Below are 16,197 nucleotides of genomic sequence, written 5' to 3'. Positions count from 1 at the left end.
ATAAATATGTCGGAGAACAAACCATTAACCGGGAAGGTGGCGCTGGTGACTGGCGCATCAAGCGGTCTTGGCGCGCATTTCGCGGGCGTGCTGGCCAATGCCGGCGCGCATGTCGTAATCGCAGCCCGACGCGAGGGAGCACTGGCCGAACTCGCAAGTCGTATCAATGCTTCAGGAGGTTCTGCGGAATCTGTTGCGTTTGATGTGACCGACTTTGCCAGCATTGAGGCGATTTCCCCTTCATTGGCCAAACTCGATATCCTGGTGAACAATGCGGGCATCGTCCGTGAGGGCCCTGCTCTTGAACAGACCGAAGATGACTGGGACGCAGTTATCGACACCAACCTGAAAGGCTGCTTCCTGATGGCGCAGGCCGCCGCGCGCGCCTTTCGGGCGCACGGCCGGGGCGGGGAGATCATCAACATCGCTTCTATTCTGGGGTTGCGCCAGGCCGGCATGGTTTTGCCCTATGCGGTGTCAAAGGCGGGAGTGATCCAGATGACCAAGGTGCTGGCGCTTGAGTGGGCGCGGCATGGCATAAGGGTCAACGCCATTGCTCCGGGTTATGTCTCCACAGAACTGAACGACGAGTTCTGGCAAAGCGATCCGGGCAAGGCGATGATGAAGCGCATTCCGCAGCGTCGGCTCGGACGTCTGGCCGATCTTGACGCTCCGCTGCTCATGCTGGCTTCGGGCGCCTCGGCCTATATGACTGGATCGGTGCTGACGATCGATGGCGGCCATCTGGTCAGCAGTCTTTAGAAAACGCTGTAGGGCGTCCATCACTCATATGCATTAACGAACCCGGAGATTGCACGTGACCGTTACCGGCAGAGCCGTTGAAATAGCCAACGCCGTAGAACATTTCGTTCGTGATGCGGTCATCCCCTATGAAAAAGATCCCCGTTGCACAGTCCATGGGCCATCGGACGGTCTCGTCGCAGAATTGCGGGCGCTGGCCCGCGAAGCGCGCGTGCTCACCCCCCACATCCTTGCTGACGGTTCGCATCTCTCCCAGCGTGAGACAGCGCTCGTCCTTATTCGCTCGGGTCTTTCTCCTCTGGGCCCGCTCGCCTGCAACACAATGGCGCCGGACGAAGGTAACATGTATCTGCTTGGCCACGTCGCCAATGCGGAACAGAAGCAGCGTTTTCTCGCTCCACTGGTTTCCGGCTCGGCGCGTTCCGCCTTTTTCATGACCGAGCCCGCCGAGGACGGAGGAGCCGGGTCCGACCCCTCGATGATGCAGACGATTTGCCTGCACGATGGTAACCACTGGGTGATCAACGGGCGCAAGGCCTTCATCACCGGGGCCGGGGGTGCGAAAGTCGGTATCGTGATGGCGAAGGCTGACGTCGGTGCCTGCATGTTTCTGGTCGACCTTCCCGACCCGGCGATCCGTATCGAGCGAGTCCTCGATACGATCGACAGTTCCATGCCCGGCGGCCACGCCATCGTTGCGATCGACAATCTGCGCGTGCCCGCCGACCAGATGCTTGGCGCGGCAGGGGAAGGTTTCAAATATGCTCAGGTTCGCCTGTCTCCGGCACGCTTGTCGCATTGTATGCGGTGGCTGGGTGCTTGCATCCGCGCTCAGGAGATCGCCAGTTCATATGCCTGTCGTCGCATGGCTTTCGGAAAGCCGCTGATAGATCACGAAGGTGTAGGCTTCATGCTCGCCGAGAACCGCATCGACATCAAGCAGTGCGAACTGATGATCGACTGGGCGGCGGGCGTGCTCGATTCTGGCTCTCTCGGTACGTCGGAAAGCTCGATGGCCAAGGTCGCTGTTTCGGAGGCGCTGATGCGGATCGCCGACAAATGCGTACAGGTGATGGGTGGTACCGGCGTGACGAAGGACACGATCGTCGAGCAGGTCTTCCGCGAGGTCCGCGCATTTCGCATTTATGACGGCCCCACTGAGGTTCACAAATGGTCGTTGGCGAAGCGGATCAAGCGCGAAATGAAGGAGGCGCTCTCACTATGAGTGCGGACATTTGGGAAAATGTCGGTACGACCGCAGTCAGGCAGGGCTTTGCGATAGATGCTGGGGCGCTCCAGGCATGGATGACGGCGAACGTAGCGGGCTTCACCGGTCCGCTCTCCATCGCGCAGTTCAAGGGCGGCCAATCCAATCCGACCTACATGCTGAAGACGCCATTACACGACTATGTCCTGCGGCGTAAGCCGCCGGGTCAGTTGTTGAAGGGTGCCCATGCGATCGAGCGCGAGGCGAAGGTGATATCCGCGCTGGGGAGCGTCGAGTTTCCCGTTCCGCACATTCATGGTTTGTGTGTCGATGAATCGGTTCTCGGAACGTGGTTCTATGTCATGGACATGGTCCAAGGCCGCATCTTCTGGGACACAACGTTCCCTGAGGTCAGCCGGGAAGACCGGCCGCACTACTTTGAAGCCATGAATACAACGCTGGCCAAGCTGCACAGTGTCGATTTTAATGGCGTGGGGTTGGGCGACTATGGCCGATCGGGTAACTATTTTTCCCGCCAGATCGGACGGTGGACGAAGCAGTATCTCGAAGACAGCGATGCCGGCCGCGATCCGAACATGGACAAGTTAATCGAATGGCTGCCGGGTGCCATCCCGGACGAAGGCGACGTCACGGCCCTCGTTCACGGAGACTTCCGCTGCGACAACATGATCTTCCACCCGACCGAACCCAGAGTTCTGGCGGTGCTGGATTGGGAGCTTTCCACGCTCGGTCATCCAGGAGCGGATTTCGCATATCACGCGATGATGTATCGAATGCCGCCTCACATAGTCGCCGGCCTGCGCGGGGCGGACCTTGCCGCGCTTAATATCCCTTCGGAACAGGACTATCTGGATTCTTATTGTGGTCGTGCGGGACGTAAGACGATGCCGCACTATCAATTCTATCTCGCATTCAACTTTTTCCGGATGGCGGCGATCTTTCATGGAATAAAGGGCCGGTGTATCCGAGGTACTGCCGCTTCGGCCCAGGCAAGAGATCGTGCAGCGGTCTTCCCGGAACTGGCCCAAATTGCCTGGGAACAGGCGGAGCCGAACCCGCTTCAAAGACCTTCACACGCCTGAGCGGTGCTTCTCAGATGCTCCCGAATTGGGCAGCGATAAGGCCGTTGTCCCGGTCGCAAGCAGCATAGCGACGTTCAGCGAGAAATGTTTGGTATCCAACTTGCTGCAAGTCCAACTCCACCATGCGACGTGGTTCTCCAGCATGTGGATGCGAGTCGCGAGCATAGCGCGGTCACCAAAGGCGCAGATGCCGCTGCGTGGCTGTTAAAATTGTCAAAATCGGTACTGTTGTGCCGAAATCGGAACTACAGTGCCTCCACCGGCTATACAGCGCCTTCCCCCTTGCACCATCACTGGGATCGAATCATCTTAGGCTTGATCAAACGAGGGTCGAAGGCGCTACACACTCGCAACGGAGCGATGAACCCTTCGACCCGGTACCATGATCGAAACATGATGAAGGAGGTTTTTGGCTCGGCGCCTGGGCTATTGAATGAACGGACCAGCAAGCACGCAGTGCTACATGCCCTTTCAGGGTTCTTGAACCTGCGCGCCAATGAACACGGAATTCCAATGTCTGAGGCGCACGGTCGGAGCAAATGATGATGATGACAGGCGACCGCTCGCAACGGTGAGGCCGCCTGAAGGATGCCCCGTGCCCGTGATGGGGACAGGATCAATACTCCAGGACCCCTGCATTCTTGAATGCGGAGCGATAGATCGCGACTAATTGTCTTGTTTTTACTGTGGGATGCTTGAAGAAGTTCGAAATATGATCGACTTGGGGAGCGTCTTAGCGCGTTCAACTCGAAAGCTCTGCGGTGCTTGGGGGGCCCCCAGTTGCAAAGGCGGCAACTTTCGATCATAACATGCACGTGGCGGGCAGACCCTTTGAGGTCGTGCCAAATGGAAAGTGACGAGCGTATCCTCAGGATCGCGGAAGTCCTGCGACGGACAGGTCTAAGCCGGGCCACCGTTTACCGAAAAATCGCAAAAGGCACATTTCCAAGACAATTGCCGATCAGTGACAACGCATCGGGTTGGCATGCCTCCGAAGTGGCTCGTTGGATTGCAAATCCGGCAGGTTATCGAACAGCGTAAGACCGTATGTCCGCTGAGCGACTGAGAGCGACCCGACGCTTACACTCTGATGGCGAGGGTTGCTCGGAGGGCCGAGTCCATCGCCATCTCGGAGGACGATCATGGAACATTCAGCGGAGGTTTTTGTCGGCATCGATGTAGCGAAACTGCGCAACGCGGTCGCGATCGCGGACGGCGGAAGGCAAGGCGACGTGAGATATCTGGGCGAGTTCGATACTGACGAGGCGAGCACGCGACGATGGGTAAAGCGACTGGCGGCCAGGCACGAGTCGGTTACCTTCTGCTATGAGGCAGGGCCCACGGGTTACGGTCTTCACCGATTGCTGAGGTCGATGGGGTTCGACTGCATCGTGGTCGCGCCATCGCTCATCCCGCGCCGGCCGGGTGATCAGGTGAAGACGAATCGACGCGACGCAATCGGTCTGGCGAGGTTGCTGCGCGCTGGCGAGCTTACCGCTGTATGGGTGCCCGATGAAAGTCACGAGGTGTTGATTGCCGTTGAGAAGTGACCCGGGGAAGCCAGTAATTTCCACTGAGAAGTGACCCATGTTTGAACACGTCCCTGGCTTTGACGAGCGGGGGACCATGGAGTGTTGGACATGGCATTATTGAGCGTTATCCGGCGGTGGCATTACCGCGATCATCTATCGATCCGGGAGATAGCCAGGCGCACCGGTCTTTCCCGCAACACCGTTCGTAAATATCTGCGGTCGGACACGATCGAGCCGCAGTTCAAGGTGCCGGAGCGACCGAGCAAGCTGGACCCGTTCGTCGAGCGGCTGACAGCCTGGCTGAGGCGGGAGATGGGCCGTCCGCGCAAGCAGAAGCGCACGGTCAAGCAGTTGTATGCCGATCTGGTGAGCCTCGGCTTTGACGGTTCCTATGGCCGTGTCGCGGCCTTTGCCCGGGACTGGCGTGATGATTATCGCCGCCAGCAGCAGATGAGCGGCAGAGGCACCTTCGTGCCGTTGTCCTTCGCACCGGGTGAGGCGTTCCAGTTCGACTGGAGCGAGGACTGGGCGATCATCGATGGCGTGCGCACCAAGCTGCAGGTCGCGCACTTCAAGCTCAGCTACAGTCGCGCCTTCTTTGTGCGGGCCTATCTACTGCAGACCCACGAGATGCTGTTCGACGCCCATAATCATGCGTTCCGCGTGCTGGGCGGCGTGCCGCGACGCGGCATCTACGACAACATGAGGACTGCCGTCGACAAGGTCGGGCGCGGCAAGAGCCGGACCGTCAACGCCCGCTTCCTGACGATGGTGAGCCATTATCTGTTCGAGGCCGAGTTCTGTAATCCGGCCGCTGGGTGGGAGAAGGGCCAGGTCGAGAAGAACGTGCAGGATGCACGGCATCGCCTGTGGCAGCCTGTCCCCCAGACTCAGAGCCTCGACGCTTTGAACATCTGGCTGGAGGAGCGCTGCAAGGCGCTATGGCAGGATATTCCGCACGGAATCGAGCCCGGGTCTGTCGCTGATGCCTGGGCGGATGAGGTGGCGAGCCTGATGCCGACAGGCAGGGCGTTCGATGGCTTTGTCGAGTATGGCAAGCGGGTCTCACCGACCTGCCTCGTCCATCTCGAGCGCAACCGCTACAGCGTGCCGGCGTCGTTCGCCAACCGCCCCGTCAGCCTGCGCGTCTATCCCGACCGCTTCCTGGTGGTCGCCGAGGGACAGTTGCTGTGCGAACACCAGCGTATCATCGAACGATCCCACGATGGGCCGGGGCGCACCGTCTATGACTGGCGCCATTATCTGGCGGTGGTGCAGCGCAAGCCAGGTGCCCTGCGCAATGGGGCGCCGTTCCTTGAACTGCCTGATCCCTTCCAGCGGCTGCAGCGGCATCTGTTGCGGTCTCCTGGCGGTGACAGGGAGATGGTCGAGATCCTGGCCCTGGTGCTGCATCATGACGAGCAGACCGTGCTGACGGCCGTCACGATGGCGTTGGAGGGGGGCGTTCCAACCAAGACCCATATCCTCAACCTCCTGCACCGTCTGCTCGACGGCAAGCCGCTGACAACGCCGCCGGTCACGGCGCCACAGGCGCTGAGACTGGTCAGCGAGCCGATGGCCAATGTCGAGCGCTATGACGCTCTGCGTCGGGAGAGCCGCCATGCGTCATGATCCCGCCAGCGGCGCTATTATCGTCATGCTGCGCAGCCTCAAGATGCACGGCATGGCGCAGGCCGTTACCGATCTCATGGAACAGGGTGCACCGGCGTTCGATGCCGCCATCCCGATCCTGTCCCAGCTCCTGAAGGCGGAGACTGCTGTCAACGGGCACCGAAGATTCCGCAAAAGTGGGCATCTAAAATTCCCTAGTTTGGCGGGAGGGTTTGTGTCGGTGATCAGCCGTGATGGAGATCGGGCTTTTCCTTTGCTGGCGGGCGGCCGCGCCGTTTCGGCAAGGGCGGTGGGTTGATGGACGGTGCCATGCGCGCATGCTCGGGCAGCAGGTCGGCGTGCTGTCGCATGCGATAGCTGGAGCCCTCGATCTGGACGACCACAGCGTGGTGAAGAAGGCGGTCGAGCAGCGCGGTGGCCACCACCGGATCGCCAAAGACATCACCCCATTCGGCGAAGCCGCGGTTGGATGTCAGGATCATGGCACCCTTTTCGTATCGGGCGTTGACGAGCTGGAAGAAGAGATTGCCGCCGCCGGGCGTGACGGGAAGATACCCGATCTCGTCGACGACGAGCAGGGAGGATCGGCATAGGAAGCGGATCTTCTCGCGCAACGTGCCCTCGCGTTCAGCCTTGGTCAGTGAAGCGATCAGATCGGCGAGCGGGATGAAGTAGACGCTCTTGCCCGCCTTCACGGCCTCGACGGCAAGGGCCGTGGCGATATGGCTTTTCCCGGTACCGGGCGGGCCCAGCAGATGCACCACCTCGGCCCGGTTGATGAAGTCCAGGCCAGCGAGCGCCAGGATGCGGTTCCGGTCGAGCGATGGCTGGAAGGAGAAGTCATATCCGTCCAGCGTCTTGATGATCGGCAGCCTTGCCATGCGCAGGGCTGCCTTGATCCTGCGGTTCTCCCGGAGCGACAGTTCTTCGTTCAGCAATATGTCGATGGCCTCGATGCCATCGATTTTGCCCTGCTCTATGCCGCGCAGGGTGGCGTCGAGCATCTCCAGGGCGCGTGGCATTTTGAGATGGACCAGGCTGCGGCGGATATTATCGACGCGGGATGCGGCACCCCCATGGTTCATGGCCGTTCTCCCCGCGCCAGTTGGCTGCCGATCGCTTGATAGATGGCCAGGGAGCGCACGGTGACATGCTCGCCTACACGACCGATGGCGATTACCTCTTTGCCATGGATACGGCGCTTGGCGCCGCTGCTGCCTGTCCGGTGCGCAGGATCGATCCTGTACTGCCGGCGCCCCTCAAGAACCGGGTGCTCGGCAATGACCTGGCCCAGGTCTACGATCCGGATCTTGTCGGGCAACTGCTGGATTTCGACGACGCGCCGGGTGCGATCGGGAACGCTGTAGTAATTGCCGCCGACCGAGACCATCCCATCGTGGCTGACGCGGCGCTCCAGCTTCAGAACAGCGTCAAAGCGGCCCGCCGGGAGCAGCTGCAACTCAGGCTGCTCGGCGGCGAAGGCTTCAGCAATAATCCGCTGCGTCGTGCCGTGGACACGGACGTTGGCGACGGTATCGAGCCAGTCGATCAGCTGGACATTGAGATCGTCCAGATTGCGGAAGCTCCGGCCCAGGAAGAAGTCCTTGCGGATATAGCTGAATGGCCGCTCGACCTTTCCCTTGGTCTTGGCCCGATAGGGACGGCAGGCGCGCGGCACGAAGCGATAATGCCCGGCCAGAGCCAGCAATGATCGATTGTAGATGATGTGGCCCTGATCATCTTCCCCGGTCACAGCGGTTTTCATGCGATCGTAGAGGATCTCGATCGGGACGCCGCCGAGCGCTTCAAAGGCCTGCATATGACAGCGCAACAGGCTTTGGAGATCCTGATGCATGACGTAGCGCGCAAACAGGAAGCGCGAATGTCCCAGCACCAGGCTGAACAGCCAGACGATCCGGCTGACGCCGGGCTCATCGGTAAATTCGACGACGAACCGGGCAAAGTCGACCTGTGCCTGCACGCCAGGCGGCGTCTCGAACCGAACCTCAAAGGGCTTAGGCCCGTTTTCCGGCCGGATCGCTGCCAGGAACCGCTTTACCGCGGTATAGGCGCCCATATATCCCAGCTCACGGATTTCCCGCGTCAGGCGCGCCGCAGTCAGATCGGGAAAGGCCGTCACTCGCTCACGCAAAAATTCCAGATAGGGTGCCAGTTTGTTCGGTCGACCCAGCATGCGAGGGCCGTAAACCGGGGCCTCGATGCCCCGTTCGATATATTTTCGGATGGTCTTGGGATCGCGACCAGTGCGTCGGGCAATGCCGGATATCGATACACCCTGCCGATGTAGTTCGAGGATCATCATCAATTCTCCAAGTCGGATCATCGGCCCCGTCTCCGCGTCTGCAAAGGAGATGAGGACAATGTCGGCTCATCTCATTCTGCCGGGGCTAGCCCCGGCAGAATGAGATGAAGGGGCCACCAACTAGGGAATTTTCAAAGCCCACTTTTGCGGAGAATTGCACGACCGATGACAACTGCTGAACGAGAGGTGCGATCGGTATCCTATCAACTCAAGGCTGCGCGGTTCCCGGCCTATCGCGACCTGGCAGGCTTCGACTTCGCCAGCAGTGAGATCAACGAAGCGCTGGTGCGCCAGCTTCACCGCTGTGAGTTTATCGACGTTGCCGACAACATCGTGCTGGTCGGCGGCCCCGGCACCGGCAAGACCCACATCGCGACAGCGCTGGGCGTTCAGGCCATCGAGCATCATCGAAAACGGGTGCGGTTCTTCTCCACCGTCGAGTTGGTTAATGCGCTCGAACAGGAGAAGGCCCAGGGCAAGGCAGGCCAGGTCGCCGGAAGGCTCGCCCACGCCGATCTCGTGATCCTCGATGAGCTCGGCTATCTGCCGTTCAGCGCCTCAGGCGGTGCATTGCTGTTCCATCTGCTCAGCAAACTTTACGAGCGCACCAGCGTCATCATCACCACCAACCTCAGCTTCAGTGAATGGGCCACCGTGTTCGGTGATGCCAAGATGACCACAGCGCTGCTCGATCGGCTGACCCATCACTGCCACATCCTTGAAACCGGCAACGACAGCTTCCGGTTCAAAAACAGCTCTGCTCAGCAGCCCACAGCGCGAAAGGAGAAAACCTCATCTTGACCCAACGGTGACATCCGAAACATAATCGCAAGGTGGGTCACTTCTCGATGAAAACCCCGGGTCACTTCTCAACGGCAATCAACACGGTGAACTCGGCCCCATTATCGGATCGTATATGTGCAGGCGGGCCACGCGAGATGAACAGGTCCGCCAAAGCTGCCAGTACGTCCTCATGTTTGAGCTGGCGAGCAACGATGAGCGCCATGCACTCCCGGCTGGCCTCATCGATGATGGTCAGGATGCGGAACTTTCGGCCATCATGCGTGCGACCTTCGACAAAGTCGTAAGCCCATACATGCCCCGGATATTCCGGGCGCAGTCGGATGCATGATCCATCGTTGAGCCACAGGCGTCCACGTTTTGGCTGACGTTGCGGGACCTTGAGCCCCTCACGCCCCCAAATCCGCTCGACCCGTTTATGATTCACCGTCCATCCCGCATGGCACAGCAATGCCGTCACCCGGCGATAGCCGTAACGACCATATTGCTTTGCCAGCGCGATGATGTCCTCGGTCAACGCCTGCTCGTCATCTGCCCCGCGTGGCACGTTGCGCTGCGTCGATCGATGCTGGCCCAGCATCCGGCATATCCGTCGTTCGGATACCGGAAGCTCCCGGCGCACATGATCGATACAGCATCGCCGCCGCGCAGAGCTTAGAAGTTTCCCCGTGCAGCTTCCTGCAAAATCAGCTTGTCCAGGGTCAGATCTGAGATCGCCCGGCGCAGCCGCAGGTTCTCCTTCTCCAGGTCCTTCATCCGCCGCGCTTGATCGGTCTTCAGACCCCCATATTCCTTGCGCCAGCGATAATAGGTCTGCTCGCTAACTGCGATCCGGCGACAAGCCTCGGCAGTGCTCGCGCCCTGCGCCAGCACGATCTCAACTTCACGCAGCTTGCCGATAATCTCTTCAGGCTTGTGCTTCTTGAATGGCATTCGATGTCCCTTTCGTGGTCCAGACTATCATAGTCTCTGGGCCACTCAGCAGGGGGCAGATCAAATGCGGGCCGCAGGGCCTGCGAAACCGCTATCTTGGAGAAGCAGACAGTAGACGCGGCACAGCGGATATCACCGCCCCGGTCACTTCTTTCGAGCAGGCTTCGATCCTCAACAGCGGTAGTTTTACGAATGATCTCGACAGGGGGCCGATGGATGGCGATCCCGCTTTCAAGAAGCGCGATTGATATATCCGGGGTTCAACGGATTGAGCGTGTTTCCCAACCAAAGAGTTCCAGAACGAGGGTCCAGCGGGTCGAATTCCCACGGCATGCCCGATGGACCATAGCTGTCAGATCTCAGGAACATCTCGTCTGGAAAGAGCGGTTCCCCGTCCGCCTGAGGTATCTTCCTCAACCATTCCCGGAAAAACTCGTGACATTGGATCAGCGCCACCAGAGGTGGAAAAAAGAAGATCGTTAAATATCCGGCAAGCGCTGAACTGTAGAAATGATACAGAACCTCAGAGCGCTGGCTGAACCCCATACCCAGCCAATACAGTGGCACGGCGGCCCACCAGAGCTTCGCATAGCCTGGACGCCAGAGCCAATCACCGATCCTCAACGGCAGGCTCGCCTCCTCCGCGATGTCCTTCTGTTCACAATGCGACATGATGTCTGTCCTTCATCGAAAATCTATCATTTCCGTAGGCCCAGGAAAACGCGAAACTGTCCCAGTCTTCTGCAAAATAACCGTCAACCAAGATGGGAGCGAGCCGCGTTGATGGCCGATGCACCCGCCCCATTCCCTTCGATGTCGAAATGTGCCGTCCCAATTGCGGTTCGCCCTGTCACATCCCGTAAGCGCAATACAGGGGTTGAAGATTTCGGCGAATTTCCGCATCGCAAATATGGTTTGCTAACCCATATTGGGCTTGCGTTCGAATGGCAGTCCCTCGGATACTGCGGTTATCCAGGCTTTTTTGCGTTCCTGCGTTACCAGGACCTGATTAAACTGGGAAAATCACCACCGCGATCACCACCACCACTTTTCCTATGCGCGACCACAATCTGTTCAATCGACCGCGAAGCAAGTGATAATTCCAGCCGCGAGTCTCTTCTCCTGCGACCGTTCCCCGCTCTCTCGCCCTCCGCCACAAAACGCCTCCCCCCCCTCGCCTCCTCCACCCGCGGAAAAGCGGTCAGTACGTCCAGCCGCGCAAGGGTAAACGGAAGCCGGACAAAGGTCAGGAATGTAAGGATCAGGCGAAACCCGCAGGGCGAACGCGGCGAAAATTGAAGAGCGGCTCTCATCCCTAAATATGTCGAGGCCGATATCGGCAGGTTGGCTGAGCGAATTGGTCTGTGGGCCGGATCGAAGCAAGGCGTATTCATCACCGATAGAAGAAGACAAGGTCGACATCGTCGCATGCCCCTTATGTTCACACTGCCAATGGGCCTATTGACCGGAACACTCGCAATCTGATCGGCCACGACTGCCGAACCCGCAGCATTAGTCTTGTCTTGCCTGATGCAGGATCGTTGCTGCTACAAAAGCCGAGTGCAGGCAGATCGAGGCGATGAGCAACTTCGCAGAGCCCATAGCTTCCTTGCGTCATGGGCTTTGAACAGCAGGGTTATCGTTTCACCAGACGGGCTGAGCTGCAAAAGGCTCACATCCAGAGCATGGACATATGCGCCCGCCACCCCAAAAAGTTAGGCGAGCGCACGTCGCTTCAGCTTTCTGCGGGGCTTTCCGTCGCGGAAGCAGCCTTCGCCGTCCGAATTCCCAGCTTCTTCTTGGGGGCCGCTATAATATCGACCGCCGTGCCCTCAAGGGGCGTTTTGTCGCGTACCTTGGCGGGAGATGTCTTCTTGCTTGCAGGCTTTGCCGCTGACTTGCGCGGAGCCTTGGCCGCTACCGGCTCCCGGATGATTTCCGACACAGGAGCCGGCGGAACCTTATCTACTGCTGCATCAGCAACAACCGGCCCGACCTTCTTCCCTGCAGACTTCGCTACCTTGGCACGCGACGCCTTGGCAATTGCGGGTTTTGTGGAGGACTTGCGGGCGGCCTTGGTGACCGCCGGTTCCAAAGCGGTCATAGCCACAGTTGCAGCCGCACCATCTTGTGCAGCCACGGGCGCGGGACTGTCCTTCTTCACCGCAGGCATAACAGTCTTTGAAGCGTTGACCGGCCTCGCGGTTGCCGCCGCCTTTACAGCCTTGCCCCGCGCAGGCTTCTTGAGTTCAGCCTCCGGAAGCATTGCCGGCTGTTCAACAGGCGCGGACGACAAAGCGGCGCCAAACGCGACCTCTTCCGGCGTGCGGGGTTTGCGCCCCAAGCCAATTTTCGCCGCAGTCTCGCGACGCGCCGCTGAATAGGTGGGCGCGACCATCGGATAGGATTTGGGTAGCGAATAGCGTTCGCGATACTCAGCCGGCGTAAGCCCGTTGGCAGCGAGATGCCGCTTGAGTGTCTTGTATGGCTTACCATCGATCAGGCTTATGATGTGATCGCGCGACGCCAGGCTCTTGCGGATCGAGACTGCCGGAACATGCACAACCGCCGCCTCTTCAACTGCTTCAGCTTCGCCGCTGTCCGTCAACGCCGCTCGCGTTTCCCTGATCAATTTGGCGAGGTCTTCGCTGGCGACACTGTTGTTTGACACATAGGCGCTCAGGAGCTGGACGGTCAGCCCGGTGAGGTCGGGCTGTTCGATGTCTGCCATGATTGTCTCTTTCCTTATCTCGGTCTGCGATACCCAGGTGACTACTGCCCTTATGTTGTGGATAAGTAAATGCTGCGCCTCCGGCCGATGTCTATATCGCGCTTTCAGCAGGATTAGCGCAATGCTGGATGAGCGACAGATAGTCTTGGCTGGTTCCACGTATCGAGCGTCAGCATCTATGATCCCGCCCGGCTGGTGCTGGAACAATGGAAAACATGTTGGCTTCGCCGCCTTTCAGCTCTCCTTCCTCAAAAAGCTAGAGTATCGGGAGAAAACTCTACCGATCGCTAGATGAGATCAATGCTGGCGTACTTGAGTACGTCGATGGGTCGACAATCCACGCCCGGTTTTTGATCACCTGTTCGCGGTGCAGGCAATGTCCTCCCAGAGCGGTCCGTCGCTGAGGCGCTGTTCGCGCAGGGCTTGGACCAGGAACTGATTGGGGCCTAAGGTCGCCTTCCCTGTCCACGCCTTGGGAAGGACAGGGTGAATGCAATGACCGACGCGGTTGCAATACTGGAACGAGCATTGCTTGCTCGAAGAAACTGACATTCTCACCCGCCAAGGTGGTGAAGGACAAACTCAACGGGCAAACGAGATCGACGGAGCCTTTACGGAGCTGAGCCTCAAGCGCTGTTCGGGGTTTGTCAGGGTGGAGGCGTGCCTCAACGCGGGGCCGTAAAGGGATTGAGCAGCGGGACGTCGAACGTCGTAAAATCCTTCACGTTGCGTGTAACTACCGTCAGTCCATGGGCCATGGCGGTCGCCGCGATCATCGCATCCTCATAGAGGCTATCGGGCTTACGATGCATGAGGCGTGCCCAAAGCCGGAAGCAGGCGGCGTCCATTGGCAAGATGTTGAAGGTTTGCGCCACCGCATCGGCCCATTGTTGCAGTTCGTTCGCCCGATCAGGGTCATTGTCGCGCGTCAGTTCGATCCCGGCCTGGATCTCGCCGAGCGTTATAGCCGACAGATGCAGATTTTGGTCGTCGACCGCCTCCAGCCACGCCTGGACCGCGCCATGCGGCTTCTTGCGTCGCATTTCCGAGACGATGTTCGTATCGAGAAGATACATCAGAGCGCAGTGACCGCCCGCCGACGTCCCTTCCCGCGGACGGGAATAATCAGGTCACCCCGCGCCTCGTCCTGAAGCAACAAATCCTTGAGCGTCGGACGGGAACGGGCGTTCAAGCGCTTCCATTCCTCGACGGGTATCAGCACGGCGGCTTCGACACCGCGCTTGGTGACGAGCTGCGCGCCCTCCGCCGCACATGCCTCCAGCATCTCGCTGAATCGCGCCTTCGCATCCTGTACAGGCCAATGCCGCATGACTGCCTCCTATCTAGTCAGAACACTAGTCAGTAACGAGCGCATTTTCAAGATGGATGATCTTCGATCCTGCCGATGATGTCCGCGGTCCGAACAATGGGCAGGAACATGTGCGCCTTGAACGCCACGAGTTCGACGAAACATCCTAGCAATTTCAGTCACTTGCGCCGTTGCGTGCCGACGGGATTATTCCGGCCGTTTGAATGTCGCCCCGACGCCGGGGGTCTCATCCTCTCCAGCGTCGGGGCACTTCAGGTATCGCCAAGTTTGCCGCGCCCGTCTCTCACGCTGTCAACGCCCTCCTCAAAGATCATCTGGCGGGAGCCTTCCTTGCCATCACCATGATCGTAGCGCTCCCAGTTTCGCGCTCGGCTGCTACCCTAGCCCCAATATTCCTTCATCACCTGGTTGTTGATATGGACCTTGGCGCCGGGCGCCTCATCGAACCGCGCGAAATAGCGGCCCAGCATGACGAAGTCGGCCCCCATCGCGAGGGCGACGGTGACGTGATAATCCTGGCCGATACCACCATCCGAACAGATGGGGACATAGATGTCCGTTTCGCGATGATCGGCCGCGCGGGCCTGCGCCACGTCGAGAACGGCGGACGCCTGCCCGCGACCGATGCCCTTCTGTTCTCGGGTGATACAGATGGAGCCGCCGCCGATCCCGACCTTGATGAAATCGGCCCCCGCGTCAGCCAGATAGCGGAAGCCCTCTTGATCGACGGCATTGCCCGCTCCAACATGGGCACGCCCCGGATGGGTCTGTTTGATCCACGCAATCGCTTCGGCCCGCCACTGCGAATACCTCATGAGCCTATCTTGGTTTCCGCCAAACCGGTTACGAGCCACAGGCTTATCATTCAGCTTCTCAGAATGAGATCGAACGCCTATCATTCCGATCGATGCAGAAGGAACGAGTGTGCAGGACATCGTCGATCAATCTGATTGTCAGACTTCTATTCCTCGCCATGTCGGAACCAGGGACATCGATTTCGTGTTCCCCCAGGAATTCGACACATCCATCGATGCTGCCACAGCGGCCGTGGGGGCACGTTTTGAAATTCGGCGATTTTACTGGCAAGAACAAAGCGAGATCGTCTTCGCACCGCCCTGCAGTTATTTTGAGTTTACGCATTTCCCGTCTGTCGGGCGCTATCTCAGCTCAGCTAATGCTGGATTAAATCAGCAGGGTGAGGTGCGCTTTTATCCCGCGGCGCGCAGGTTTCACACACGCTGGTGGCAACAGGAACAAAGATCGCTTTTTTGCAGAATAGACATCCCCGCGATCACCGGCCTGTCGATGGAATTGTCGGATCATCAATTGGGGGACACGATCGACATGCGCAATCCGCATATCAAAGCCCTGCTCCTCAGGGCGGAGCAGGAACTGGCAGCGCCGGGCCTGTGTTCGCAGTTGGTGTTGGATTCGATCAGCGTGGCACTGGCTGCCGAAATGGTGCAGCAATTCGCACGCGATGAGAAACCAGGCCTTGCGCGGCGCGGAACGCTTGACCAGCATTATTTGCGTACCCTTATAGCGCGTGTTCGCGAAGAGGCCGGCAGGGTCAATACGGAACAGCTCGCGGCGGACCGCGGCATTAGCATACGACATTATGAACGCCTGTTCCGCGCGGCCACTGGGGAAAGTCCGGCAGCCTTTTGTCGTCGTCATATGCTGGCCCTGGCAAAGGACCTGCTGGCAGACAAATCGCTCCTGATAAAGGAAATCGCCTACCGCTGCGGTTTTGCCAATACTGCATCCTTCAGTGTCGCCTTTCGCCAGATAGAAGATTGTTCGCCGCAGCAGTTTCGCGACAGGCTGCTGATTAGCTGAACCC

Annotated in this window: 13 protein-coding genes and 4 pseudogenes; 9 read left to right on the top strand and 8 right to left on the bottom strand. The window is 59.1% G+C overall.

Annotation, left to right across the window (positions count from 1 at the left end; genetic code table 11):
* Positions 1–6 precede the first annotated feature (6 nt).
* The 7 genes and pseudogenes from WFR25_RS12830 to WFR25_RS12800 all read left to right on the top strand — a co-directional run.
* Positions 7–762 (top strand): SDR family NAD(P)-dependent oxidoreductase, encoded by a 756-nt coding sequence (locus WFR25_RS12830; RefSeq protein WP_336971369.1) that lies wholly within the window; start codon positions 7–9, stop codon positions 760–762.
* Between the two features lie 55 nt (positions 763–817).
* Positions 818–1,987: an acyl-CoA dehydrogenase family protein gene (locus tag WFR25_RS12825; protein WP_336971367.1), complete on the top strand. Its 1,170-nt coding sequence runs from the start codon at positions 818–820 to the stop codon at positions 1,985–1,987.
* Positions 1,984–3,072 (top strand): phosphotransferase, encoded by a 1,089-nt coding sequence (locus WFR25_RS12820; protein ID WP_281825163.1) that lies wholly within the window; start codon positions 1,984–1,986, stop codon positions 3,070–3,072. The genes WFR25_RS12825 and WFR25_RS12820 overlap by 4 nt, the downstream gene beginning before the upstream one ends.
* 846 nt (positions 3,073–3,918) lie before the next feature.
* Positions 3,919–4,113: a helix-turn-helix transcriptional regulator gene (locus tag WFR25_RS12815; protein WP_336971364.1), complete on the top strand. Its 195-nt coding sequence runs from the start codon at positions 3,919–3,921 to the stop codon at positions 4,111–4,113.
* Between the two features lie 101 nt (positions 4,114–4,214).
* A pseudogene (locus WFR25_RS12810) lies at positions 4,215–4,604 on the top strand (IS110 family transposase); the annotation flags it as partial.
* Positions 4,605–4,712: 108 nt separating this feature from the next.
* Positions 4,713–6,236 (top strand): IS21 family transposase, encoded by a 1,524-nt coding sequence (gene istA, locus WFR25_RS12805; protein WP_336968217.1) that lies wholly within the window; start codon positions 4,713–4,715, stop codon positions 6,234–6,236.
* Positions 6,226–6,384 (top strand): annotated as a pseudogene (locus WFR25_RS12800) (ATP-binding protein); the annotation flags it as partial. The gene istA (WFR25_RS12805) and the pseudogene WFR25_RS12800, both read left to right, overlap by 11 nt.
* 76 nt (positions 6,385–6,460) lie before the next feature.
* Here the strand turns inward: WFR25_RS12800 and istB (WFR25_RS12795) are convergent.
* Positions 6,461–7,321, bottom strand: coding sequence for an IS21-like element helper ATPase IstB (istB, locus tag WFR25_RS12795; protein ID WP_212608798.1), 861 nt, complete (start codon positions 7,319–7,321; stop codon positions 6,461–6,463).
* Positions 7,318–8,580, bottom strand: a complete 1,263-nt coding sequence (istA, locus tag WFR25_RS12790; protein ID WP_336970750.1) for an IS21 family transposase — start codon at positions 8,578–8,580, stop codon at positions 7,318–7,320. Before istA (WFR25_RS12790) ends, istB (WFR25_RS12795) begins: the two co-directional genes overlap by 4 nt.
* A 147-nt stretch (positions 8,581–8,727) precedes the next feature.
* Here istA (WFR25_RS12790) and istB (WFR25_RS12785) point away from each other — a divergent pair.
* Positions 8,728–9,360 (top strand): annotated as a pseudogene (gene istB / locus WFR25_RS12785) (IS21-like element helper ATPase IstB); the annotation flags it as partial.
* 88 nt (positions 9,361–9,448) lie between these two features.
* On the opposite strand, the pseudogene WFR25_RS12780 reads toward istB (WFR25_RS12785), so the two are convergent.
* The 6 genes and pseudogenes from WFR25_RS12780 to WFR25_RS12755 all read right to left on the bottom strand — a co-directional run.
* Positions 9,449–10,293, bottom strand: a pseudogene (locus WFR25_RS12780) (IS3 family transposase); the annotation flags it as partial.
* Between the two features lie 231 nt (positions 10,294–10,524).
* Entirely contained in the window at positions 10,525–10,965 is a 441-nt protein-coding gene (locus tag WFR25_RS12775) for a hypothetical protein (protein WP_336971362.1), read from the bottom strand.
* A gap of 1,063 nt (positions 10,966–12,028) precedes the next feature.
* Complete coding sequence (locus WFR25_RS12770) at positions 12,029–13,231, bottom strand: Ros/MucR family transcriptional regulator (protein WP_336971360.1); 1,203 nt, start codon at positions 13,229–13,231, stop codon at positions 12,029–12,031.
* A gap of 458 nt (positions 13,232–13,689) precedes the next feature.
* Positions 13,690–14,100 (bottom strand): type II toxin-antitoxin system VapC family toxin, encoded by a 411-nt coding sequence (locus tag WFR25_RS12765; protein WP_336971359.1) that lies wholly within the window; start codon positions 14,098–14,100, stop codon positions 13,690–13,692.
* Positions 14,100–14,354, bottom strand: coding sequence for a type II toxin-antitoxin system Phd/YefM family antitoxin (locus tag WFR25_RS12760; protein ID WP_336971358.1), 255 nt, complete (start codon positions 14,352–14,354; stop codon positions 14,100–14,102). The genes WFR25_RS12765 and WFR25_RS12760 overlap by 1 nt, the downstream gene beginning before the upstream one ends.
* A gap of 380 nt (positions 14,355–14,734) precedes the next feature.
* Positions 14,735–15,169, bottom strand: a complete 435-nt coding sequence (locus WFR25_RS12755; protein WP_336971357.1) for an IMP dehydrogenase — start codon at positions 15,167–15,169, stop codon at positions 14,735–14,737.
* Positions 15,170–15,278: 109 nt separating this feature from the next.
* On the opposite strand from WFR25_RS12755, the gene WFR25_RS12750 reads away from it, so the two are divergent.
* Complete coding sequence (locus WFR25_RS12750; RefSeq protein WP_336971356.1) at positions 15,279–16,193, top strand: helix-turn-helix transcriptional regulator; 915 nt, start codon at positions 15,279–15,281, stop codon at positions 16,191–16,193.
* Positions 16,194–16,197: the final 4 nt, after the last annotated feature.

This window comes from Sphingobium aromaticiconvertens, assembly GCF_037154075.1.
In the GTDB taxonomy this organism is placed as follows: domain Bacteria; phylum Pseudomonadota; class Alphaproteobacteria; order Sphingomonadales; family Sphingomonadaceae; genus Sphingobium; species Sphingobium aromaticiconvertens.
This window is presented reverse-complemented; position numbering and strand designations above follow the sequence as displayed.